The following is a 23,575-nucleotide window of genomic DNA, read 5'->3' as shown; positions in this document are numbered from 1 at the left end:
GACGGGCGTACGAAAAGTAGCCGAGGTGATCAGCGAGATGCGAGGCCTAACGGGTGTGGATGGTGACTCCTGGTACCCAATCACTTTGGCGGAAAGTCTAGAGCAGGCTATCGAGCGATTACACGATGCTCTGGACCCTGGACGTATTGACGATACACCGTTCGCATATGAGTTGAATGGGTGTGAGGACTTTTCTTGCCGCGTCAATCCATACCTGGTGGTTCATGCATTCCGGTTGGTTTTATTGGATGCGTTCGACCCAGCTAAAAAGGACCGGCCTCGGAGCGTTGAAATCATCGCAAATGATAATGTTGACGGGATTGAGCTCATGATTCGGGTGAACCAGTCAGGGCGTGATGGCCTGATGAATGTCGCAGAAGAGGAATCAGTGCGTATTGCTCGCCAATTGATTGCCCAAATTGGTGGTGAGCTTACAAAGGACCAAGCCAGTCCGGAGCAACCCGTTGCCAGCTATAAATTGAAACTGGATTTCAAAGCGCCCGGCGCATCGACATGAAGGGGTGCGGCTGGTTTGTCTTGGCTCTATTGCTCATCCCAGAGAATGTTTGGGGAGCAGATGAAGCGTCCATGAAGCTTGGCAAGGGCCTAAAGTATTTCATGGAGGATGAAAAACAGTTCACGTTAAACGATGCGATAACACGGTTTCGTGGGGACAACATCCAGGTCGGTGAGTCCGACGTTTTATCGTTTGGGTTTTCCAAGTCGACTTACTGGTTTCATCAGCGGATAGAGCCGGGAGTGATGGCAGAGAAGTCGGTACTGAAGCTCGAGTATGCTTTAATCGACTACATCGAATTTTACGTGGTGCAGGATGGCGTGACGACATCTTTCGTTGGCGGCGATGAGATTAATTTTAACAAACGTCCGATTGAGAATCCTTTTTTCGTATACCCCGTGAACATGTCGCGTGATGTTCCAACCGATCTCTTTCTAAGAATACGAACATCCAGCTCGTTCCAGGTTCCACTGACCTTAATGCCAGAAGAAGTTTTTAACCGCCAGGCTCCAAAGCGCAGTCTCCTTATGGGTATGTATTTGGGGATTGTACTGATTATGGTGCTCTATAACTTCTTTATTTACACATCGACTCGAGAACGCTTGTTTCTACTCTATGTGATTTACGGAGTGGGTTGGGGGCTATTGCAAGCGACGACACGTGGATACAGTTATCAGTATTTGTGGCCGGACTATCCCTACTGGAACTCCGTTGCCACAGTGGTCACCGGAAGCTTTGCGGGTATTGGGATGTTTGGTTTTAGTCGCGAGTTTCTAGGCATCCCCAAAGAGCTTCCTAAGCTAGACTGGGGCTTCAAGGTTGCGATTGGAACCTATGTTGCCCTGATTCCTCTTACCTTTTTCATTCCTTACTCGGTGAGTATTAAATGTTTCATGGTCCTAACTTTGTCCATGACTATGGTTACCCTAACTTGTGCGACTTACCTTGTTTTGAAGACATCTGCTCGAGAGCCCAGGTTTTATCTACTGGCCTTCAGCGTTTATTTCACGACCGCCATTTTTTATGCCTTGAACAAGTTCGGGGTAGTGCCACGAACGCCGCTTACCGAAAACGCGGTTCAGGTGGGTGAGGTTATTCAGTTGGCACTCTTGTCTCTTGGCCTCGCAGACCGCTTAAACACACTGCAGAAGGAAAAGCAGGTTACTCAGGAAGCGCTTGAACAAAGTCGGTTGGATGTTTGGAAGCAACTGCATCGCAGTGAAGAGTTGGAAAAGAAAAACAATGTCCTGGCTGCCGACATGGGCGCAGCTTCCAGTCAGCTTATCCAAGCAGAAAAACTCTCGAGTTTGGGTCAGCAGGTCGCCGGTATTTTACATGAGATTAGCAGTCCGCTTTCGCACGCCTTGGCCGGTGCTCGAGGGACGAAAACCAGCCAAAACGAACTCTATCAAATGCTGCATGGAATGGTTGGCGAGGATGAGGCCGCACAAGAAGTTTGGCAAGCGCTTAAGCAACATTTCGACGAGCAGACTGAACAAATTGGTTACGTTGAAGTTGGGCTGGAAAAAATTCAGGAAATGAATCAGGCGGTAAGAAACTACAGCCGGTCCGATGCAAAAAGTCGTTCCTCGGAAGACATTCGCAAGTTGGTAGAGGAAGTATGTATCGTGATGCGGAATCGAGTGAAGTTTCTAAATCTAGAGTTGGACTGTGATCAGGTTCCTTCAGTGATTTGTCACCGGTCTCAGCTTGGCCAAGTTTTTACGAATTTGATTTCCAATGCAGCCGATGCGATCGAGGAGCGGCAGGTAAATTCTGGGCTCAAAGATCCGCAAGGACATATTCGTATTTCGGGTAGTGCGTGCTCACGAGAGGGCCATGAGGGAGTCGAGATTCTTGTTGAAGATAATGGTACGGGAGTTCCCATGGAACTGCGTGAAAAAATTCACGAAGCGTTTTTTACGACCAAGCCCATTGGAAAAGGCACGGGGCTGGGGATGGCCATTACCGAGAGGATTCTTAAAGAGCACCAGGCGGTTCTTTCGATTGGGGATTCTGAGTTGGGCGGCGCAGCCTTTAAAATCTGGGTGCCATCTTCTATGGTAGAAGTATAAGAGGAGTATGGAATGTTAAATTGGGCCAAAGGAGCGAAGCTTGTATCCGAGCGAAAAGAGGCTGCAACGAATCGTAAGATTCATGGTAACGTTCTTGTTGTAGAAGATGAAGAAGTCAATCGAGCGAGTTTGAACAATATTTTGTCACAAGATTTCAATGTGACTTTGGCGGAAGACGGCCAGGCAGCTCTTAAATTAATTCAGAGTCGGGAAACCACATTCCACGCGGTGATAACCGATCACCGCATGCCCAAGATGACCGGCGTCGAATTGTGTCGCGAGCTTTACAGTCAGCATCATCAGGCCACGAGGATGATTCTCACGGGTTATGCTGAACTTGAATCCCTGATGAGTGCTGTAAATGACGCGGGAATCTTTCGCTACATTACAAAGCCAGTAGAGCCAGATTTTCTTTTGAGTCTTACTCATGAAGCGGTGGCGCAAAACAAGGCTCGGGAAGAGAACCACCGATTCGTTAGCTTGGTAAAGACCCTCTTGGAGAACCAGAGTCAGTTGATTAAGGAATTAGAGGTTGCTGGTCGTGATGTACCTGTGCTCAGCGTGCCTACTGAATTGGCAGATCTCTCCGACCCTCGTAAGATTGATATGGCGGTGATGTTCGTTGATATCCGGGGATTTACGAAGTTTTCGTCGATGACACCAGCATCAGAAGTGATGATGGTTCTACAGCTACTCTTCAAAGAGTTGCACGGCATCATCTACGATTGTGGCGGCGTGGTCGACAAGCATTTAGGTGATGGGTTGATGGCCGTTTTTGGGCTTTCCGGGGGCGGCGGTACGGCGGCGGCAGCTCGGGCTACTCAGCGTATTGTTGAAACCTTCCCTAATATTGTGGGCAGCATGGCGCGTGAAGATGTTAAGGCGTTGCGCCTGAGCGTGGGCACTGCTTCAGGTGAACTCCTGGTTGGCATTTTGGGTACAGACAAACGCACGGAACTCGCGATTATCGGTCAGCCGGCAAATCTTGCCGCTCGATTGCAGGAGTTTACGAAGCTGGCTTTGACCTTGGAAGCCGGCAAGCAATATCTTGGCGAGTTCGTTTCGGCAATGGCGGTGACCACCATTGACCAGTGCGAAAAAATTGAAGGTTTCAAGGCTGTAGATTTGCCGGAAAATCTCAAGGTTAGAGACTTTAAAGATATTACACGTGTCTACGTTATGTCTCGCTAGACTCAACTTTCTTTTCTTTGAGGTATCGATTGTCAGACCGTGTCGTCCTCTATTTCTTAAAAGTTTAGATACTACGAGAAGTTCATAGCGCTCAAAAAATCCGCGATGGCCTTGTTTTCTTATGGGTTTGGCCTAGACGTTAACGTCGGCCGAACTAAATCAAGTTTGCTATTGGCAGGGTTCGTCGGGGTACCCCTCTTAAGTCAGCACTGTGACGTGAGAGAGCGCAGGCGTTAGGCGGAAAGGGACGCATATGTCTACTCAATTGGTTTGGTTCAAGCGGGACCTAAGGGTCGAAGACCATCAGCCCCTGTACGAGGCAGCAAATCGAGGTTCGGTGATCTGCCTCTACATCGATGAGCCGATTATTCAGGAAGCCGCGGAATTTGGGGAACGGGACGGAATCTTTCTGGAGCAATGCCTAAGCGAGCTAGACACCAGGCTTCGTGACATGGGGGCAGGACTCTTGAGGGTGAAGGGTGACGCTCTCCAGGTCCTGGAGGAATTGCATGCCGAGATTCCGTTCGAAGCTATTTGGAGCCACGAGGAAACTGGAAACAATGCCACCTACGAGCGTGACCAGAAAATAGCGAGTTGGGCCCGGAACTCGGGGGTGGACTGGAATGAAATTGCTCAACACGGAATTTTTCGGCCGCTCAAGAAAAGAGATGGGTGGGCAGGTAAGTGGGCACGAAGGATGAAAAGTCCGCTATCTCAAACACCCGACCAGCTCTATCCTGCACTTATCCCCCCGCGGTGGAGAAAAGAACCGGTCAAGAAGGCGTTGGATTTGCAAGTTCAGCTTGGCGGCGCGCGGGAAGCGCATAAAGTATTCAACTCATTCCTCGACAGCCGCGGTGAGAATTACCGAACGGATATGTCCAGCCCGGTTACTGCTTGGTCTGGTTGCAGCAGGCTCAGCCCATACCTGGCCTACGGCTGTATTTCGATTAAGACAGTCTACCAGACCACGGTAGCGCGCCGAGAGCAGCTCAAGCAGTGGAGGGCCGCCGGTGACGATATCGGAAAGACTTGGCTCACCTCATTGGCGAGTTTTGAAAAGCGTCTCCGCTGGCATTGTCATTTCATGCAAAAGTTCGAAGACGAAACTGAAATTGAACACCGTAACCTTGCTCGGGTTTACGATGGAATGCGCAGTGAGGAGCCTAACGAGGAACGGTTTGAGGCTTGGAAGGCTGGGAGGACCGGTTACCCGATGGTCGATGCCTGTATGCGTGCGCTGGTTGCTACGGGCTGGATTAACTTCCGGATGCGAGCGATGTTGGTAAGCTTTGCCAGCTACCACCTTTGGTTGCACTGGCGGCCAACCGGATTATTCTTAGGAAGACAATTTTTAGATTTCGAGCCTGGTATTCATTACTCGCAGATGCAAATGCAAAGTGGAACGACCGGTATCAATGCGGTGCGTATCTATTCCCCCACTAAGCAGGTACGAGACCAAGACCCGAACGGCGAATTCATCAAACATTGGGTTCCAGAGTTGTCGGATGTACCTCGCAAGTACCTCGCCGAGCCCGCGCAAATGCCAGCTCAGGTTCAGACAGACGCAAGCTGCGAGATGGGTATTGATTACCCCGAGCCATTGGTGCAACACGCCAGCGCAGTAAAGACAGCTAAGGAACGAATTTACGCATGCCGGAAGACACCCGAAGCAAAAGAACAGGCGAAGCAGATTTATCTAAAGCACGGTAGTCGCCGGAGACCCCGCAACCCGAGACAAAGGTCACGTGCGACGAAGAGCGGAACTGAGAAATCTATTCCCGTAAAAGAACAGGTCGAGCTTTTTTCCAATAACTGAAGAAACGCTTTAGCTTGATTGGCCGTTTTAATGTGACAAACGGTTCATCACCGATTGTGACGACGGAGACTGTTTGGGCGAGCTCTTTGGTCACGGCTTGAATGACGGGGTTCGGACTGAATGCGGTTCGAATATGTTCAGCGCTCCTCAGCCTCGCAAGCTCCACGGCAACCTTCTCGATGTTGCCGTGATAGATGGTAACACCCAGCTCACAAAGTGTCTCATAGATGAACACCAGCCTTTGAAAGCCGTAATCCATTTCTCGGAGGTGGTCCTCATCCCAAACGTAGAACGCGTCTGTTTCGATCTTGATACCGGTGTAGAGAGGGTGGTGTTTTCCCATGGCATCTTCATGAACCCAGATAATAGACTGAGTCATGACCGTTCCTTGCGGGGAAAGAGTCTAGCTTCCAAATCTTCGTAGGATGCGTCCAGTACTTGGTTCATTTTCGGACTCGTATTCACGGTGTCGTCTGCGTATTTTTGAACATTCGATAAGTTAAAAAAGTAGGGCTTCGAACTGAAGGTACTCGCTATCCATTGCCAGGATAAATTGTTGCTTGCCGGGTCACCGTCGAGAAGGTGGTGCAGAAACCAGCGTGCTCCTGCCTGCCAAGTAACCCTTCGCCAATGGACCACATAAGAAGCCAAATACATGCGTGCATGGTTGTGCAGGTAGCCGGTTGTAGTTAGGTCATGAATGAAATGGTCGATGCAGGCTACTCCCGTATGTCCGTCGGTGATGTCGACTGGAAGCTCAGTTGCATAATCCGCTGTGTTCCAGCCCGTTTTGTATTCTTCAATGTTGTTCCACAACCAATCAGGATGAGCGACGTAAATACGTTGCCAGAAATCTCGCCAGGCCAGCTCTTGGACGAATTTCTCAGCCTGGGCGGGTTTATCAACTTTTGCCAAGGCAGCATCGCGCGCCTCAGCCAAACCGATGATTCCGTGGCGGATATAAGGCGATAGTTGCGATACGTCACCGGCCAAATGGTTTCGCGTTCTACCGTACTCCTTGGGTTTGATTTGGGTGAGCTTCGCTTCACCAGCATTGCGCCCGCCTAGGTGGTGGCTGGGCTCTTCTGCAGTGGTCCAGGACGTGATGTTGCGTACATGCTGAACCAGCGCCTCACGGCTCTCAAACGAGTTAGGCAGAAGTTCTGGAGTAGGGTTTGATTTGTCCGTCATGTATTATCCGCGGCTCTAAGTTGATTTGGTTTGGCTATCCGGATCGCACCAGGATTACAGGCACCGAATACCCTTAGGCCCTTAGGCTCAAAACGGCAAAGTTAAATAATGACTCCCTAAATCAATAGCTTAGGGACGCTTTTTCCGGAGGCAAGGAGTCGCTGGGCGCAATGTCCACGGAGGCCCGGAGGGCTAGGTTCCCGCCCGTAGGTTACTTCCCAGCTGATTTTTACCGGTTCGGTTGAAACCTTGTCGATGGATACCCAACTTACACCCCTAGAAGTAGAGCAGGTTCACACAGAGGAGTTTTTTCGTGTATTCGTACCCATCGCAGCCCCAACTAAAATTCATGATTGTCTTGTTAATCTGTGGTGTTGCGGTCGGCTGTACCGATGGGGAGTCTGATGAAGGCGAAGAGCTGGATCCGGCGACTGCTCACTGTGTGTATCGGAATATATTCTCCAATCTCGAGGAATGCCGCGAATACCGAGGCACTGCATGGACCTTGGAAACCGGCCTCGACGACTGCAACGGCCAACAGGAATCTGTGTTCGCTGAAGGTTCGTGCTCCTACACCGAAACACTCGGTTACTGCTTAATGGGCGGCCAATCATCGGAACATTACCACATTGTTTTCCCGGGCTCCTCGGAGCGTGAATGCGAAAGCTCCGAGATGGGTTGTGAACTCTTTGGGGGCGGCCAATTCATTCCTTCGGCTGTCTGTGAGGGACTCGTTGATGACCTGGATACTGACGGAATTGGTTCCGGCGGAAGCGTGTTTCAACCGGGTGAGTTGATGTGCCGCGAGGCGGTCAATGGACAAGAGCCCGGTAGCAGCGCAAACGATGAAGTGTGTACTTGGGGAACTATTGGAGGCTGTACCGAAGAAGGCCGAAAGTATATCGACTACGCAGAGTGCAGTGCTGTGTTAACGCAGCGACCCTACGCTCCGGTTCCACCGTCGAACTTCAAAACTCCGGAAAACGATCCGCTCTGGATCAACGCTGGGTTTTTGGGTGAGGTAGACTGGGCGAAACGCCAAGCAGAGTCGTGTGGATGTGTTTGTTGCCACAGCGATAGTGTGGCCCCTCGTGGAGCCGCAAACTGGGACACCGAGGCTGAAGGCATTTGGACCGATACATTTACCGACCTGGGCTTAGCCATTATGGCCGGCTGGGTGGACTCGACCGCTTTGGGGGCACACGAACCAGAAGACAACAACGGCTTTGACCGAACGCGAACGGGTATTCCCACCACCGACATCGAGCGTATGGTTGCTTTCTTTGAAGGTGAATTGGGGCGCCGGGGTGCGTCGGAGGCAGACTTTGCTGATACAGATCCAACCGGTGGACCACTTCACTCTCAGATGATTTACGAGCCAACCGTTTGCGAAAACGGGGAAGGGGTAAATGTTGACGGGACGCTAGAGTGGAGCGGAGGGAGAGCCCGTTATGTATATGTTCTGGAGTCGGGCAGCGCGAACCCAAGCACACCGCCAAATCTTGATTTACCCACCGGGGTGCTGTGGAGGTTTGATGTTGACCATAGAGACGATGGCATCACGGACGGTTTTACTTACGGCCAATTGCCAACCGGTGTTCGCCAAGTCTTCCCGGAATCCGGCGAGCCTGCCGCCTTAGAGCAAGGCAAGGAATACTACCTCTACGTGCTCAAGGATATTGCGATTCCAATTACTCGATGCCTGTTCACTTACGAGGGCAGTGAGACCGTCACAGAGCCGGGAGATAGCTCGGGTACAGAGACTGGAACCAATGAACTCGCGCCGTGGAATGATGTTTGTACCGACGACGAGAGCTGCTCAAGCCCTACTAATTTCTGTGTTAAAATGCCGGGCGACGAAACCGGGTATTGCTCGATTCACTGCAGCGCCAATGCCGTTTGCCGCGACGCGGACAGTCCTGATGACTGGACTTGTAATGCGGTAACCTGTGACGTGGAAGCTTACACGTGGTGCGGGCCCCAAAGTGAGATTGAGGAGTCTGGTGGATTCCTGAGTATTTGCGAGTAGTCTTTATACACTCGACATCAAGACCACGTAGGATGTCTTTTACGACTTCTTTGGTCCTGGTGAACAATTCAGCCTTTCCTGCCTATTGCAATATTCCGCTACTGAGACCGTTTTCACGACGAGTTGACCACTCTAGAACTGTGGCGGAAAGACCTTGTTATATTAAATATATTGAACTGGGTGGAAATCTGAAGTCTGTCTGTAGGGAGCCACGGTACACTGGAGCACTTGTCGCCTACATGGTCTTTCAGGGTAGCGTTTTCAAAGAAGGAGCAAGACCATGATGCAACTAGGCAAGCTGCTACTCTTCCCGATTTGTTTAAGTTTTTTAACTGCGTGTGGAATTAAGCCAGACGAACGAGTTTATGGCACGTGGACGGAAATCTCTACGGGTGAGACTGTTGAGTTTCGCCAGGATAAGACGCTGCGTTGGTTTGGTTTAGATGGAACCTTCGAGTTTAGGAAAAGCACGAATTGGGCAAGCTGCATGGGAATGTCTGGTTGTCCATCGGGGCAAGTCTCCATCGAGGTGGATGGTCAGAGTTTTCGAGCCAGCTATTACAGCAGTCGCTTCAATGATGACCCCGATAGCTGGTACCTTTCGTTTAGAAGTTTCAGCGCGATGCCCTACGATGTGACCATTGCTGGAAGGACGGCGGGTGGATTTCAGTTATATCGGGAGGGAACGGTTACTTCACCGATGACAATCCCAGGCTTTTCGAAGGTCGAAGGTGGTTTGACAGATCTCTTTCCGCAGCCATACCGAATGAGAAAATACGACGGTGAACTCTTGGCGACGATGGGTTCAACCTTGCACCGCTTTAATGCGCAGACTCAAACCTGGAGTGATACTGGGGTTGAGTCTTGGAGTATGACGCTGGCGTCGGACGTCATTATTACCAACGACCAATACAGCCTTGATTACGGCCATACATGGAGCGATTTACCTTTTTTAGCGGGTTTTAGCCATGAAGGTGAAAAAGTTGCGCGGGGTACGAAGATCTATCAGACCACTCGGGTCGATGAGGGAGGGGATCCCGTATCACGACAGACTTGGCGTATCGATTTGGGATTACCATCCCCAACCTGGGAAATGATGGGTGAGGAGCCCACTTCAGATTACGATGGTCGGCAAATCATAGCATTAGACTCATCTCTGGCTATGATTCGCTGGGGAATGCTTATTCCAGAGAACACGCTTCTTATTCAGAGAAGTGACGACGAGGGTGCCAGCTGGTCAGCTTTCAATACTGATTGTGTGGGTTATCCGCAGCCCCATTCAGATGGCTTTTTCTGCGGTGGTGCCGACGATACGTTGCTCTGGTACAACATGAACACCGATGTATGGACCAGTTTTGATCTAGCCGTGTTCGACGTGTTGAACTCGACAGGCGTTCTGCCTGATGCGCTTTACATTCATCGTGATGAGAAAGTGCTCAAGATGGGTCAAGACGGCTCGGAAGAGGTGATGGTCGACTATAGCGGATCTCAAAGAAGGCCCGGTGTATTTATCTTTGACGACGAAATCTGGCTAAGCTGTTTCACCATTTGGCGTAAGGCGCTTTAATCCGTTTACCCAATATACATGAACCAATTATTGGATGGGCTACACTGTCGTTATTCTAAGGTTATTATACTTAAAATATTTCAGCACCGGGTTATCTGTCTCGAGTCATTTGGAGACTGCCGAGGCACATCTCGTCAAAGGTACCGTCACCCCATCTTACTGTTCGCGTTTCAATCTGCTCGCCATCAGGTCCATAGGCTTGGTTGGCCTGAGTATTGTCCCAGGTACAAGTGATCTTCACTTGATCATCAACTTCAAGTTGCACTGGCTCCTTGAACCGATAAGAGCCTTGCCAGTTAAAGTCCCATTTCGGGATATGCAGTAGACACTCCTCACTGCCGTCTGGCTTGATGAGGTCAATCTTAACTTCTTTTCCAAGGGTGTGCATGTGACCGCTGGCCCCCCAGGCAAGGCCAGGGTGTTGAGAGAGCGGGGTCGGTGTAGGTTGGTCGGCGGCAACAATACGGGAGATACCTTCGGCGGAATAGGATATCGCGTTTTTCGGAATCTCGAACCATTGGTTGACCAGTGTCAAACCAGACGGGCTGGTTGCTGACGGCTCGTCCACTTCCCAGAAGAGAGCCTTACTCATATCGTCTTCTCGGACCGCAGCATAATTGTAGTGCATCTGCATCAAGAATTTGGTTCCTGCAGGCAAGCTGACGGTTGCGCCGTCAGGGAAGGGGCGAGTTGGCGAGCCTGGTGCATAGCCTGCAATATTGAATGCTCCGTCTAGGCGGGCGCCGTTCGGGCACCAGTAACCAGGAATATCATCCTCAGCTTCGAGCTCAGCCAATGCATCGTCATTGCCGGGGAGCACACCAAAGACGATGATGTGATGAACCACGCCGCGGTTACCCGGATCCACGCCTACCGCTTCCAAGTGTACGGTCTCGTCCCAGCCCGGGTCGACCAGAAGGCATCGCCATTCTTCGTAGAGACCTTCAGTGGGTTGAAAATCGAATCCCCAATCGGCGTAACTTGTCGGCGCACCCAAAACTTCTAGGCCGGTCGTATCAAGCACCGCTTCTTCGGGAGCCGAGGCGGGGTCTCCTGCCGGCGTATCGGCTTCTATCCAAGTGAGTAATGTTTCACGATCGGCGTCGGTCATCATGCGTTCATCGACCAACTCGCGGCAGCTGCCGTCAGTTCGTGGTGGGAACGGAGGCATCGTCTCAGAGCGAACCGCGGCTTGGATCATGTCGCGGTAGCTCACTGCTTCATCGTAGGAACCAAAGTTAAATGGGCCGACATTTCCAGGTTGGTGGCAGCTATTGCAATTTTTCGCGAGGATGGGTGCGACATGCTCGTAATAGGTGGGGCCATCGTAGTCGATCTGAGCTTGGTCGTCTGCGGCTTCTTCGCCTGAGCAGCTGATCAAAAGAAATGATACTCCGATGAGTAAGGATACGTTTTTCATCTGTTAACCCCCCAGTGATGAACTCCTATAATGGTACTGCCGCCCAGTGTACCGAGACAAGGGCGGAGATGACCCGATTGAGATTCTCAACTTTCGCTCAACAAGTGTGTCAAACAGGGAATAGCCCGCCTACATGCGCATCCTATGGCCGTGGGGCTGACATTGAAGCGAGGCGGCGTGACTTGGAGGCTGAGTCTTTTGCTTTCAGTGGACTCTCGATTTGTCGGCTGGTTCGGCTGGTTCACGCATACTCTGAACTTTAGAAGTTTCCCGAGCGCGAATGACTGACTGCATCATGGCATTTTACGCTCGAAGCAGCGTTCCCAATTAATAAATTCTCTATTAAAAACGGTCTCTTATGACGCTTGTGATTCGTCTATCGCCTTTACCTCGACTTTATTCGAAAATACGTTGTCAACCATGTCCGGCAGCACATAGAAGGTGCCCCGAAGAGAACAGAGCCCGCTTGTTTTTAGAGGGTTAACTTCAGCTTTTTGCGAGTAATGAGTTAGGAACGTAGCAGATGACAACACCTGAATTAACCAAAGAGAATATCGATTGGCCAAACCTTGGCTTTGATTACAAGCCGACGAAGTATCGCTTTGTCGCGACTTATAAGAATGGTTCGTGGTCAGACGGTGAATTGACGACCAATCAAATGGTTGAGGTTCACGAAGGTTCGCCTGCGCTGCACTACGGGCAACAGTGCTTTGAAGGTATGAAGGCACAGACTGCGAAAGATGGACACGTGCTTTTGTTTCGTCCCGATTTAAATGCAGAACGATTACGACAGTCCTGCGAGCGACTGTCGATGGTTGAAGTTCCTGAGGAGCTTTTCATCCGCGGAATTAAAGAAGCTGTACGGGCCAACTATAACTTCATTCCTCCCTATGGTTCAGGTGCTGCTCTTTACATTCGTCCATTACTTCTCGGCACCGGTGAAAACCTGGGTCTACGCCCAGCACCAGAGTATGAATTCCGCGTTTTCGTATCGCCGGTAGGCCCTTACTACAAAGGTACAGGGCTATCGCTGATTAAGTTGGCGGTTACGGATTATGACCGCGCGGCGCCCAGTGGCACCGGACACGTAAAGGTTGGCGGCAACTATGCCGGCGGCTTCGTAGCAACCAATATTGCTAAAGAGCTGGGCGCGAACGAAGCACTGTATCTTGATGCAGCCACGCGGACCTACCTCGAGGAAGCGGGCTCAGCCAATATCGTCGTCTCCCTAAGCGGTAACCGGCTCATTACGCCTAAGTCAGCAGCTATCCTGCCAAGTATAACTCGGCGCTCAGTGATGCAGATTGCTAAAGATGAGTTGGGCATGGAAACCGAGGAACGACCCATACATTTCATGAATGAGTTTAGTGGCTTCGAAGAAATGGGTGCTTGTGGTACGGCCGCGGTTATTTCTCCTGTTCAATCGATTTTGCACAACAATGAGTGGATGCACATGAAGAATAGCCGCGATGGCGTGGGCCCTGTCATGCAAAAGCTCTATAACTCTCTCACCCAAATCCAAAAGGGTGAGCGAGAAGATTCATTTGGTTGGACGGTAGAAGTCGAAATCTAGTCTTACGATTCAATGCCAGACAGCTACACAGCGTCTAATTGCTCCGCCGAGCACATCCAAAGGATTACCTTTGGTTTTTCTTCGACATAGGTGCTTATAATACCTCATCCTTTAATGTGGGGGCGTGCATGTCGTTGTTTCATCGTTCTATAATCCTGATGCTTCAGATTGGCATTGCCTTTCCCGTCTTTGCGGTTAACGGGTATGAGGCACAAGCCACCGAGTCTATGAGTCAGTGGCGCGAGATTGCGGATCAAGAGGGAATCAAAGTCTTCCAGCGCGAAGTGCCCGGAACGAGCTTCGTAAGCTTTCGCGGCATTGGTATCGTAAAAGCAGACATTTTTGATGTGTATGCTGTAATTTTCGATATTAAAAATAAGACACGCCTATTATCAAACTGCCTGGATTATCAGCTTTTAGAATACAAGGGGTTGGGTAACCTTGTTGTTTACACTAGAACCGGAGCTCCATTCGTCTTCATCAGTGACCGTGACTCCGTTTTAGAAACCCGCGTAACGTTTGAAAATGACAAAAATCGTATCTTGGCAAACTTTGAGAAGGTTGACGACAGCAGGTTCCCGCCAATGGACGACGCTGTGCGGACCAACGCTGTAAAGGGTGGTTGGATCTTGGATTCCTTAGCCGATGGGAGTACCCGGATTACCTACGAAGTAAATGCAGATCCTGGCGGACTCTTACCTGCCTGGCTTGTGAATCTTGGAAGCAGGAAGTTACCTTTAACAACGATTCGCAATATGAGAAGTCAAGTGCTTGACAAGAAAGCCTATGCAAGAAGCCGTTTCTTAGTGAAGCATCTCTACGACTTCAGTAAGTTGGTTCCTGAAGGGCATCACGCGCTCGATAGAGAGCCGGGTAGTGACGAGAAACTTCAAACTTTACTGAAGGCCTACCAAAGTGAGGCCAAATTCCCGGGGCCTAAGTGAGCTGGGGCCGAGAAATCTCTTAGAAGGCATTGAAGCCGCACAGGCCCGCTCTTGAGTCTGTGCAGCCCGAAGATCTTTCAACTCTAAGGATTGATGAGAATAGAGCCTTTTTCCCAAGTATGGACAAGTGGTTCAGTGGTCCCATCGACATTGATGAAGTCTTCTTCGCTGTAGGTGAGACGAACAGAGTCAATATAACCAGGACGGTTTGAATCTGCATCCGATACATCTTCAAACAAGACGACCAATTGATTGGCCCGTCCATCGTCATAAAGAGTACCTGGTGCAATTGGGAAATGGTCTGGGCTGATTGTCATCCACATATCGCGGCGACCACGCACCCAGGAACCTTGAGCGAGCCAGTCGTTGTCGCTTAGCCAGCGACCAATCAAGCGACCATTTAAGAAAATAGTTCCCTTGCTGCTCTTTCCTTTGATTTCTATTACCATGGGCGCGTGAAAATCAGCGCGGTTTGGAATCTCTTCAGTTGCAAAGTGGGTGGTGTAACGTGCTGACTCACCTGAACCGAAGGTGTAAGGAAACTCGGTTTGAACTTCTTCCAGCTCAGCTCCGAGAATATAGTCATCTGTCCACAGAGGCGTCACACGCCAATTCTCGAGGGGAGCGCCGGCTAAGGTGGCTTCTCCGTATAAACCTTTAAACCCGTCGTATCCTAGCGCCGGTGCCGCGAGGTGGGTGTTGCTCAGCTTTCCTCGTGCCCACATAAAGCTTCCATGTCCCCAAATCTCAACTTTAAACGCGATCTGGTTTAAGCCTTCATGGAGGTAGGGAACCACATCCTCAAAGACGTAATTTGCGACCCAGGAATCGTTATGAATTTCAGTTCCCATGGGGACTACGGTCGTAATGTAGTGACCATTTACATAGATGCCGACGATATCACTGGCATGCTGAACATAAAATGAACGCTCGTCCCAAAAGAAGAAAGGAACATGGTCCAGGTAAACATCAGCTTCATACAAGTAGTGCCCTTTGAAGAAATCGAGTTCTTCTAATGGTTGCGGGCTGTCGCCAATTGACCGTGTCGCCGAGTTGACCAAGCCTTGCTCTAGGGCATTTATGGCTGAGATTGTCCCAGCTGAGATATCCGGTAATGAGGCAAATTGAATATCCCGGCTGATAGTGAATCGTTGAAATCCATCTGTAGAATCGTCTTGGATCCAAATATAGTACTCGGCAAAAATTTGCTCCTGTTCGTATTCGAGGGCCAATGCGCCATCGTCACCGCGTTGGTAGACAACGTAGTCAAGTCCGATGGTGAGCCCGGCCCCATTGCTGTCTTGGTGATGCCAGGTTCTGCCGGCGAGATCCGTTGTTAGGATAACGATACGAAGGTCTTGTTCTCCGGTGGTTTCTACGAGCATGCTCTTGAGGCCGCTGTGTTCGTATACGAAAGCATAGCGGTTATCGTTAGAGTCGACGAGTTCCACGCCCTCGGGTAGTGTGAAGTTTACATCTCCCGCTAATTTTTCGAGCACCAACTCACCTTGGGTGTTTTCCTTGCCGTATAGAATCAATAGTTTTTCGTCATCGAGGCTGCGGTGCATCAACACTTCGCTCGTGCTGTAGGCCATGTTTAGAGAGCTATTGAGTTCAAGGTTCGCCACCAGCAACATGGCGTAATCGGTTTCAAGGTCACCGAGTTCTCCTTGCGGGAATTGCTCTGCTGGGACGGTAAGTTCGGTGTAGAGTGGGAGAGTCTCACCGTCAAAATAGATGCTCTCGGGTGATAGCACCTGATCAACATGAGACTCATTCAATACACTTAAGATTTTCTCACCGCGAGTTCCCTCGTACCAATAGTGGTATCTCGACCATCCTTCGGCCGCACCGATGTGTCCGTGGTCTATGGTGACTCGGTCGTCTTCATACGACCACCACCAGCCACCACTTCGGTTTGGGTACTCTTGCCCGCCAATGGTTTCTTGGAAGTCGTCGAAAAACAAATTGGCTCTTCTAAATTGATAGAACTGAGGGCGCATCACACCGGAAGGGGAGACGATACCACCGTAATCAATAACATTATGAAAGTAGCCGACGACTGGACTTACAAACCCTGCAAGTAGGTTGTCTATGGTGAAGTCAAATATCGTTTCGGGTTGAAAGGCACCCAATGCGGCGGGAGAGTTTCCGTAGCATCGAGTATCAGGTCCGTTAACTTGAGCTACAACAGAGTTATTTCGTCCCTCTTGGTGCGAACCAAAAATATTGAAACCAAAATACCCATCCAGGCCTCCCATAACGAGACGTTTCATCATAGCTGGTTGGCGATTGGTTTCGGTGGTTGCACTGGGGTAATCGACATAGGCACCGCCGAATTGTTCGGGGTCGTGCATGGAGGTAACGATATCCATGGCCCGTTTCTCAAGGTAATCGCTGCAGTAAATGTTGGGCATAGGAACCACGCCTTCAACATCCCCCATGCCGCTAACTTCTGGCTTGCCCGGACACGTTGTAATCGGAAGTGTCTCGGTGCTCTGCCGTACGATATCTCGAAGCTCACCCAGGTATTCTCCGGTGTTCAGAGCCTGCTCTGATGGACGTTCGGGTTTTCCATCAAGCGTGAAGGCTTTTTCACCTTCGAAGATGGTTTCGAACCAGTCGTATTCATTTTCCACAGAGTAAAGAATGATTGGGCCGCCATTTTCGATGAAGTAGGGTGAGACCACTTGATTCAGTGCGTTTAAGTATCGTGCAGATACCGCAAGATAGTCCGGATCTGCAGTTCGTAGGTTATAGAGACCATCTTCTTCAAGTGAGTCCTTGGTCGTGTGTGGAATCAACCAAGATGGAACACCGCCGCCATTCCATTCGTTGGTGAAGTAGGGACCCGGACGAAGATAAATATACAGCCCCAATGCGTGAGCTATGTCTAAGAATTTAGGGAGGTTGTAAGTCTCGAAATCAAACTCGCCGGGACGCGGTTCATGAAGGTTCCACGCAACATAGAGGTCGATGGTATTAAAACCGGATGCCTTAAATCGTTGTAATCTATCCTGCCACTCTGTTTCAGGAATTTTAAACCATTGCAGAGAACCCCCACGTAAAAGCGTGTACTTACCATTTAGTTTAAAGCCGTTCTTATTCAATTCGATACTGGGAGCTTGAACCGAGTCCTGGATATCATCGGAGGTCGTGGGCTCTTGAATGATTTGCTCGATGCTCAGGTATTCCTCCTGTGCAGGTTGTGCGAAGCCTAGGAGGGCTTTGAGTTGTTGGTGTAACGCGTTTGTCACATTCGCGACACCATTTTGACTCAGTCGCTCTTGCTCATTGATGGGGGCCTGACAGGCAGATAAGAGGAGGAGCGCAAGCATAGCGGTCGTAGCTTTGAAGATTCTCATATTTTTATCCTTTATTCGGGTATTGCGGATACTTTCCCCTCTTCGACCTGCAGAGATCTCACAACCCTAAAAAGTTGGTTTGGAAAGTCGCTCACAACTTTCTCAAAAACGTTCATCCGAAATAGTGAGTTGATTTCTTTTTTGGGACTGGCAACCGTTAAGCGGTCATACCAAAGCGGTTAAGTTCAAGGCTGTAGGTAACTTGAGTTACTATATGATGATGTTGAGACTGTTGTTTTGGCTGAGCGTGGTGCTCTTGGCCCGTTGGTATGAAGGCAGAGGCAGTAGATGATTTAGCTGAAGACGCTCTTAGGCAAACGTTTGGTGCTCTTAGACCAATGAGCCAAGTTGGCGGTAGCCTCCGACTCGGTGTCATTTAAATGGCGGTTAATGGTCTCGATCATCGTATCGAACGCTTCGCCTTCTAGGTTGGAAGGAACTTCAATCAAGCTTCCAAACTGATAAACAATCTTTGCGAACGGTTTGGGGATTTTGGTCTTATCCCAACTTTTCGAGATGACCCAATAACGGTCTGCGACGGCCGCGACCGGTAAAATCGCAGTTTTGGTTTCCATCGCTGTTTTCAAAACACCAGGCTTGCATTGCTTCCGGGGTCCTCGTGGGCCGTCTACTGTAAAGGCAGTCGCGACGCCGCGGTTTATGGAGTCCTCTAGGGCCAGCCGAGCTTCTTTGCCGCCTTTGCTGGAGCTACCTCTTACGGTTTCGTACCCAAGGCGTCGGCATATAAAATCGACGAATTCGCCATCCTTAGACTGACTGATTAAAAAACAGTACTTCATGCCCGCTTGGCCTAAAACTCCGGACAGAGCGTGCTCATGCCAAGAGGCTAGGCAGTAGCTTCCTTCATCTCGGTGCGCCTTTGCGGCTTCAAGATTGGAAACGCCGGCGTAACGAAATCGGTAGGTCAGCTTGAATAGCCGGGCCAGCCCATAGAATATGTAACACAATAATTTCGTAGACACGGCTCAGCTCTCCTGTTCTGCAACCTTAGCTCTGCATATCGCTCTCCCACACCTGTCACAAGGGAAAGGCAAGGAAAGCCAGCCCTAACGACCGGCTGATTTATGAACTACTTTTCTACCTTTCAAGCTAGTGGCGACCCTGAAAAAAATATATCGTATAGGGAGGACGGCTAGATAATACGTCTATGCCAATGCAACCGACGGGATCGTATGAACGCCCCGGAGCTGACTGGTCGATGAGCCAAGTAGAGGGTGCCGTGTTATCTTACGCACAAAACTCAGAAGATGTTCTCTTAAGTCGAGTTCTTAAAGACACATCAGGAATTTATGTCGACGTTGGTGCTTGCCATCCGATTATTGATTCAGTCACCTATGCGTTCTACGAGCGCGGTTGGACAGGCATCAACCTGGAGCCCACGCGTGCTATGTTTGAGCGTCTCCAAAGTGTGCGCCCCCGTGATATCAATCTAAACACGGCCATTTCAAGTGAAGACGGACACGAAACCTTCTATGAGTGTCGAAAGCATTTGCCTCTTTCCACGATGAACCCAACGGTAGCGGCTGAGATACGCCAATCAGGTGGAGTTCTTGAAGAGCGACCCATTGAAGTGAAAACACTTGCGACCGTCCTGACTGAGCAAAACATATCCAGAATCGATTTTTTAAAAGTGGATGTAGAAGGCCACGAAAAAGAAGTGTTGTCTGGAAATGACTGGGGGAAATTTCGCCCGACGGTACTGGTCATCGAATCAACCCACCCCCGGTCGACAATAGGGGAGTACCAGTTGTGGGAGCAGATTATACTCAAGGCTGGATATGTTTTTGCCGTCTTCGATGGGCTCAATCGGTACTACGTAAAGCAAGAAGAGTCAGGTTTGGTGGAGGAGTTATCGCGCCCGTTGAGTGTGTTCGATGAATATGTGCCCTTTCGGCAATTTGCCCAGATACGATTTCTCCGCGATGCGGTGGCGCGGACGTTAGAGGATTCAGAGCCTGTGACCGGAGAAAACCTGAAGACGTTGCTTGATGCCATGGTGGATGATCCGATGCTTTGCCAAAAGTCGCCTGCGTTTCTCGGCCAGACCCTGAAGGACATCATCGCCAAGAGCTGAACCAGATGGGTACAACCCGTCTTATTGGTGGTTAACATCTCTATTAACCTACTAAAATATTGACTGTTTTCGATGTCGATTTGAACTCTTAGAGGACAGTTTCTACGATTATCGTTAGGGAATATTGACCAAGCCGGGTAGATGGAAGCATTCTAGATATTGATAGAATCATGGGGAAGTTGAACCGCCCCGGCAATGTAAGCTAGCTTTATATTATTATGTCGAAAAAACGAATATGCATCATAGGCGCAGGTCCTGCAGGTTTGATAAATCTTGCTACATTTGTTCGTGATTTGGATATGTCCGAGTGGGATGTGGTGCTTTATGAGAAGTCCGGCCGTTTCGGTGGCGCTTGGGCTTGGCAGGATAGCGAATTCACCTCGACAAGTACTAAGTTCGCTACTCAGTTTGCGACATTTGTTAAGTTCACTACTGATGACGGTTTCTTTCATGGCCAAGAATATGGCGAATACCTTACGACCTTTGTGGAGGAGTTGGGTATCGGTGACCGTATCAATTTGAATTCGGAAGTCACGCGATGCGTTCGTACCGATAATGGTTGGTCGGTCGCGGTGAATGATGGCGAGGCTCAAGATTACAATTACCTCATTCTCTGTTCGGGGTTGGCTAACCGACCGAAGAGACAAATGGATTATATGGCGAACTTTACTGAGCTGGAGTCTAAGACTGAAGCGCTTGAAGGTAAGACCATTTTGATTGTGGGAGGAGGAGAGTCCGCGGTTGATGTGGCGGCGCGCTATTCCAAAGACAACAAGATTGTTTTTTCGCTAAAATCGGGGATTCGTCTGTCGCCTCGCATGCATCCAATTCGAGGTGTGCCATCCGATTATATGCGAAATGAGTTACTGCTAAGAATAAAAGAAACTTGGCGAAACTTTATTGGTGGCAAGTTTGTTCGCTTCGTAAAGACATTCTACACCAATATTCAAAAGCTGACGATTCCAGAAGAAAAGATTTGGCACACCACAGATGAGAAGAAGAGGCGCGAGATTGAACTCGAGCTTTTGAGTAATGCAAAAGACGAACTCTACAATGTTTTTCATACCAAGAATGACGACTTTTTAAAGAACCCGCATAACGTAGAAGTTTGGGGGCCAGTCATTGATTACACGGACTCCAGCGTAACTCTCAAGCGCATTGCTCGAGATGAGACCACCGAAATACGACCTGACTATTTGGTGAATGGCATCGGCTATTTGTCGGATATGGATTACTTAGGTGATGATATCAAAGTTGCTGATTTCGTATATGCAGTCGTTCATAAATCCGACCCGTCTGTTTTTCTGGGAGGTTTTGCACGGCCTGTTATTGGTAATATTCCCACAATATGTGAGCTGCAGGCACGGTGGATTTGCGATATCATAATGGGTAAAATATCTAGGCCCACTCTCGCAGATTGGGAACGCGACCGAGCAAGCCAAAAACGCAAGTATCCTATGATTAATACGGATGCCGTTTACCCTACAGATATGTATCCGTACTGTGAAACAATTGGCCGGCGTCTAAGGACCAAGAAAAGTTACCGGTCGGCAAAAATGCTACTGACTCCATTTTCAACTCTTCGCTATTTTCCGACTGAGGAAAACGTGAAGCTTGTTGAGAGCAGTCCTGCTTTTATGCCTTGGGTATTTTTCCCTTTGATTTGGTGGATGCCGGAAGAAAAAATACACTGTGTTTTGCCGGACGCGAGCCAGTCGGCGAATCAATTGACTGCGAAGAGCACTGAGTAATATCGAGGCGAGTTCTGAACCAACACATCATAAAACAGTTTCTTCGTCACCCGTCGGTGAAGATGGGCTTGTGTGTGTGGGTTGCCTGGACGGCAAGTATGCTCGCGATGGATGCTTTTCATCTTTTCGGTGATTACGCTTTTATTTCTTTAACGATGACTCTGGCCTCATTTATTGCAGGTGCAACCAGCGAGGGCGGGGGTGCGGTAGCGTTTCCGGTACTCACCATTTTCTTCGATATCGATCCGGCAATAGCTAGAGACTTTTCGTTAGCCATTCAATCAGTGGGAATGTCGGCTGCGGCTTTGACGATTTTCTCTTCACGGATCCAGATAGAGAAAACGGCATTAATTTTCGCTACACTTGGTGGGGTGCCGGGGCTTTTCGTAGGACTTTACTTTATCGCGCCGCACATGAGTCCCGTCTATACGAAGATGTTCTTCGTCTCTCTTTGGCTCAGTTTTGGTGTGGTGGTCGCCTACAGGCACTTATTTAGTACCAAGAGCTTTAAACAGGAGTTGCGGGGAGATCCGCGCACAGTGAAGCGCCAATTGGTTATTTTGGGATTGGTCGGCGGAACTGTAACGGGCATCACTGGTTCAGGCATAGATATCGTGGTGTTCTCTTATTTAGTCCTTGAACATCGGGTGGACATTCGTATTGCTACGCCGACCTCTGTGGTTTTGATGGCTGGAAATGCTCTCGTCGGTATTACAATGCGCCTTATGGACAGTCAGCCTGTTGAGACGATTACCTGGAATTACTGGCTGGTTTCAATTCCTATTGTTGTGGTTGGTGCGCCTCTGGGTGCACGCTTTATTGCTACTCGCTCTTACAAATTCGTGGCCGGCTTACTTTGTACAACCATATGTGTTCAGTTTATTGGAGCTATCCTCATTGTGCCACAGAGTGAATATTCTCTCTTGCTCACCATGGCGACTTTCGGTGTGGGCTTCATGCTTTTCAGCGGGACATTTCACAAAACGATAGGAAGGCTCGGTTAAGTTACAATTCTTGGATTTGCTTAAAAAATGGCAACTCTCCAAGTCGGTCTGGTTCGAACACTTGTACTCTGGTCGATTCTCTTTCAGAATGATTGTTGCGGTGTTTACCGAAAATCTAAGAGGGCACTATGAAAATCGAAGCGTTGGCATCTCATTTAAATTTATCCGAACAGGTTGTTCAGGAAGCCGGGAAGTCTCTTGGTATCTCTTCACAACAAGATGTTAGCACCGCCGACCTTCAACGCATCCGAACTTATCTAGAACCAATACACACCTTCGATGCTGCAAAATTTGATGCTTTAATTTTGGCTACTCCCGCACCCAAGCCTGAGTTGGTAGCGCCCACACCTGGAGGTATTTCGACTCAGCCAGGGGCTTCGGCTTCTTCTGGACCGAGTGTCGGCCGAATCGACATGTCTGCTTTCGGAAATCTCGGCGATAATATTGTTTCTCGACTGGCTCGCAACGACCTGAGCCTTAAACGAAAAACTCGAAACTGTGGTGATACTGCGGGGATGGTACTGGGCGGACTTCGGGATTTATCGAGTACCCAGACACAACGTGAGGTCAATTTAGAGTCGGTACTTGCGGCATTATCGAAACCTGCCATTGAGCATGAAGTATGGGATATAACGGTTCATCAACATACTTTCACGTTGGAGCGCCACCCAGGCGGAGCGAATATGCTGATCCAGTCTTATCAACCCGGTTACAACGTACAGCATTGGTGTGGGCTCGCCGATCCGTACTTGGATAATGATGCCTTGGCCGATTTGCCCGAGACTTGGTTTGAGCCAAGCGACGAGAAAGTCGCACAACTGTCTGAGCGTATATCAAGGCTCTACAGCTCATCTCGGGAGGTTAGGGCTAACGTATGGGAAGAGCTTCCTTTTAACCCTCAAGATGCGCTGGTGGACAGCGAACGGATGGATACACTGGCCTTTTCTGCCAACCACATCACGTTTGATGCGCCCGACAGCATGGGGGCGACCTTACGGGGACTCACTAAGGCCATCGACGACCTGTCTTGATCG

Annotated in this window: 17 protein-coding genes; 12 read left to right on the top strand and 5 right to left on the bottom strand. The window is 49.6% G+C overall.

Annotated elements, in window-relative coordinates; genetic code table 11:
• The 4 genes from HOK28_12335 to HOK28_12320 all read left to right on the top strand — a co-directional run.
• Positions 1–517: hypothetical protein (locus tag HOK28_12335; protein ID MBT6433878.1), on the top strand; the 517-nt coding region annotated here is incomplete at its 5' end.
• Positions 514–2,592, top strand: coding sequence for a hypothetical protein (locus HOK28_12330; GenBank protein ID MBT6433877.1), 2,079 nt, complete (start codon positions 514–516; stop codon positions 2,590–2,592). The genes HOK28_12335 and HOK28_12330, both read left to right, overlap by 4 nt.
• Positions 2,593–2,604: 12 nt before the next feature.
• Positions 2,605–3,783 (top strand): response regulator, encoded by a 1,179-nt coding sequence (locus HOK28_12325; protein MBT6433876.1) that lies wholly within the window; start codon positions 2,605–2,607, stop codon positions 3,781–3,783.
• A 253-nt stretch (positions 3,784–4,036) separates the two neighbouring features.
• Entirely contained in the window at positions 4,037–5,602 is a 1,566-nt protein-coding gene (locus HOK28_12320; GenBank protein MBT6433875.1) for a deoxyribodipyrimidine photolyase, read from the top strand.
• Here the strand turns inward: HOK28_12320 and HOK28_12315 are convergent.
• Complete coding sequence (locus HOK28_12315; protein MBT6433874.1) at positions 5,559–5,981, bottom strand: hypothetical protein; 423 nt, start codon at positions 5,979–5,981, stop codon at positions 5,559–5,561. The two genes, HOK28_12320 and HOK28_12315, sit on opposite strands and share 44 nt — an antisense overlap.
• On the bottom strand, positions 5,978–6,793 hold the full coding sequence (locus HOK28_12310; GenBank protein ID MBT6433873.1) for a DNA photolyase: 816 nt from the start codon (positions 6,791–6,793) through the stop codon (positions 5,978–5,980). Before HOK28_12310 ends, HOK28_12315 begins: the two co-directional genes overlap by 4 nt.
• A gap of 313 nt (positions 6,794–7,106) precedes the next feature.
• Between HOK28_12310 and HOK28_12305 the strand changes: the two genes are divergently transcribed.
• Positions 7,107–8,822, top strand: coding sequence for a proteinase inhibitor (locus HOK28_12305; GenBank protein MBT6433872.1), 1,716 nt, complete (start codon positions 7,107–7,109; stop codon positions 8,820–8,822).
• A gap of 280 nt (positions 8,823–9,102) precedes the next feature.
• Positions 9,103–10,389: a hypothetical protein gene (locus HOK28_12300; GenBank protein ID MBT6433871.1), complete on the top strand. Its 1,287-nt coding sequence runs from the start codon at positions 9,103–9,105 to the stop codon at positions 10,387–10,389.
• 91 nt (positions 10,390–10,480) lie between these two features.
• Here the strand turns inward: HOK28_12300 and HOK28_12295 are convergent, their stop codons facing one another.
• Entirely contained in the window at positions 10,481–11,809 is a 1,329-nt protein-coding gene (locus HOK28_12295) for a hypothetical protein (protein MBT6433870.1), read from the bottom strand.
• Positions 11,810–12,332: 523 nt separating this feature from the next.
• Between HOK28_12295 and HOK28_12290 the strand changes: the two genes are divergently transcribed.
• On the top strand, positions 12,333–13,382 hold the full coding sequence (locus HOK28_12290; GenBank protein ID MBT6433869.1) for a branched-chain amino acid aminotransferase: 1,050 nt from the start codon (positions 12,333–12,335) through the stop codon (positions 13,380–13,382).
• 128 nt (positions 13,383–13,510) lie between these two features.
• A complete protein-coding gene (locus tag HOK28_12285) occupies positions 13,511–14,326 on the top strand; it encodes a hypothetical protein (GenBank protein ID MBT6433868.1) in 816 nt (271 codons plus the stop codon).
• 83 nt (positions 14,327–14,409) lie between these two features.
• On the opposite strand, the gene HOK28_12280 is transcribed toward HOK28_12285, so the two are convergent.
• Positions 14,410–17,691 carry a hypothetical protein gene (locus tag HOK28_12280; protein ID MBT6433867.1) on the bottom strand — a complete coding sequence of 1,094 codons (3,282 nt, stop codon included), beginning with the start codon at positions 17,689–17,691 and terminating at the stop codon, positions 14,410–14,412.
• A gap of 293 nt (positions 17,692–17,984) precedes the next feature.
• A complete protein-coding gene (locus HOK28_12275) occupies positions 17,985–18,674 on the bottom strand; it encodes a lysophospholipid acyltransferase family protein (GenBank protein MBT6433866.1) in 690 nt (229 codons plus the stop codon).
• A gap of 236 nt (positions 18,675–18,910) precedes the next feature.
• Between HOK28_12275 and HOK28_12270 the strand changes: the two genes are divergently transcribed.
• The 4 genes from HOK28_12270 (at position 18,911) to HOK28_12255 (ending at position 23,572) form a co-directional block, all read left to right on the top strand.
• Complete coding sequence (locus tag HOK28_12270) at positions 18,911–19,786, top strand: FkbM family methyltransferase (protein ID MBT6433865.1); 876 nt, start codon at positions 18,911–18,913, stop codon at positions 19,784–19,786.
• 218 nt (positions 19,787–20,004) lie between these two features.
• Positions 20,005–21,537, top strand: coding sequence for an NAD(P)-binding domain-containing protein (locus HOK28_12265; protein MBT6433864.1), 1,533 nt, complete (start codon positions 20,005–20,007; stop codon positions 21,535–21,537).
• Positions 21,538–21,611: 74 nt separating this feature from the next.
• Positions 21,612–22,541, top strand: coding sequence for a sulfite exporter TauE/SafE family protein (locus HOK28_12260; protein ID MBT6433863.1), 930 nt, complete (start codon positions 21,612–21,614; stop codon positions 22,539–22,541).
• A 128-nt stretch (positions 22,542–22,669) separates the two neighbouring features.
• Positions 22,670–23,572 (top strand): hypothetical protein, encoded by a 903-nt coding sequence (locus HOK28_12255; GenBank protein ID MBT6433862.1) that lies wholly within the window; start codon positions 22,670–22,672, stop codon positions 23,570–23,572.
• Positions 23,573–23,575: the final 3 nt, after the last annotated feature.

The sequence above is a fragment of the Deltaproteobacteria bacterium genome (assembly GCA_018668695.1).
GTDB lineage: Bacteria > Myxococcota > XYA12-FULL-58-9 > XYA12-FULL-58-9 > JABJBS01 > JABJBS01.
Note: the sequence above shows the minus strand (reverse complement) of the source record. Positions and strands in the feature narration are given on the sequence as shown.

Bases quoted from the DNA above. Each gene is read 5' to 3' on its own strand.
- HOK28_12330 (MBT6433877.1), top strand. From the start codon at position 514: ATGAAGGGGTGCGGCTGGTTTGTCTTGGCTCTATTGCTCATCCCAGAG.
- HOK28_12325 (MBT6433876.1), top strand. From the start codon at position 2,605: ATGTTAAATTGGGCCAAAGGAGCGAAGCTTGTATCCGAGCGAAAAGAG.
- HOK28_12320 (MBT6433875.1), top strand. From the start codon at position 4,037: ATGTCTACTCAATTGGTTTGGTTCAAGCGGGACCTAAGGGTCGAAGAC.
- HOK28_12315 (MBT6433874.1), bottom strand. From the start codon at position 5,981: ATGACTCAGTCTATTATCTGGGTTCATGAAGATGCCATGGGAAAACAC.
- HOK28_12310 (MBT6433873.1), bottom strand. From the start codon at position 6,793: ATGACGGACAAATCAAACCCTACTCCAGAACTTCTGCCTAACTCGTTT.
- HOK28_12300 (MBT6433871.1), top strand. From the start codon at position 9,103: ATGATGCAACTAGGCAAGCTGCTACTCTTCCCGATTTGTTTAAGTTTT.
- HOK28_12295 (MBT6433870.1), bottom strand. From the start codon at position 11,809: ATGAAAAACGTATCCTTACTCATCGGAGTATCATTTCTTTTGATCAGC.
- HOK28_12290 (MBT6433869.1), top strand. From the start codon at position 12,333: ATGACAACACCTGAATTAACCAAAGAGAATATCGATTGGCCAAACCTT.
- HOK28_12285 (MBT6433868.1), top strand. From the start codon at position 13,511: ATGTCGTTGTTTCATCGTTCTATAATCCTGATGCTTCAGATTGGCATT.
- HOK28_12280 (MBT6433867.1), bottom strand. From the start codon at position 17,691: ATGAGAATCTTCAAAGCTACGACCGCTATGCTTGCGCTCCTCCTCTTA.
- HOK28_12270 (MBT6433865.1), top strand. From the start codon at position 18,911: ATGAGCCAAGTAGAGGGTGCCGTGTTATCTTACGCACAAAACTCAGAA.
- HOK28_12265 (MBT6433864.1), top strand. From the start codon at position 20,005: ATGTCGAAAAAACGAATATGCATCATAGGCGCAGGTCCTGCAGGTTTG.
- HOK28_12255 (MBT6433862.1), top strand. From the start codon at position 22,670: ATGAAAATCGAAGCGTTGGCATCTCATTTAAATTTATCCGAACAGGTT.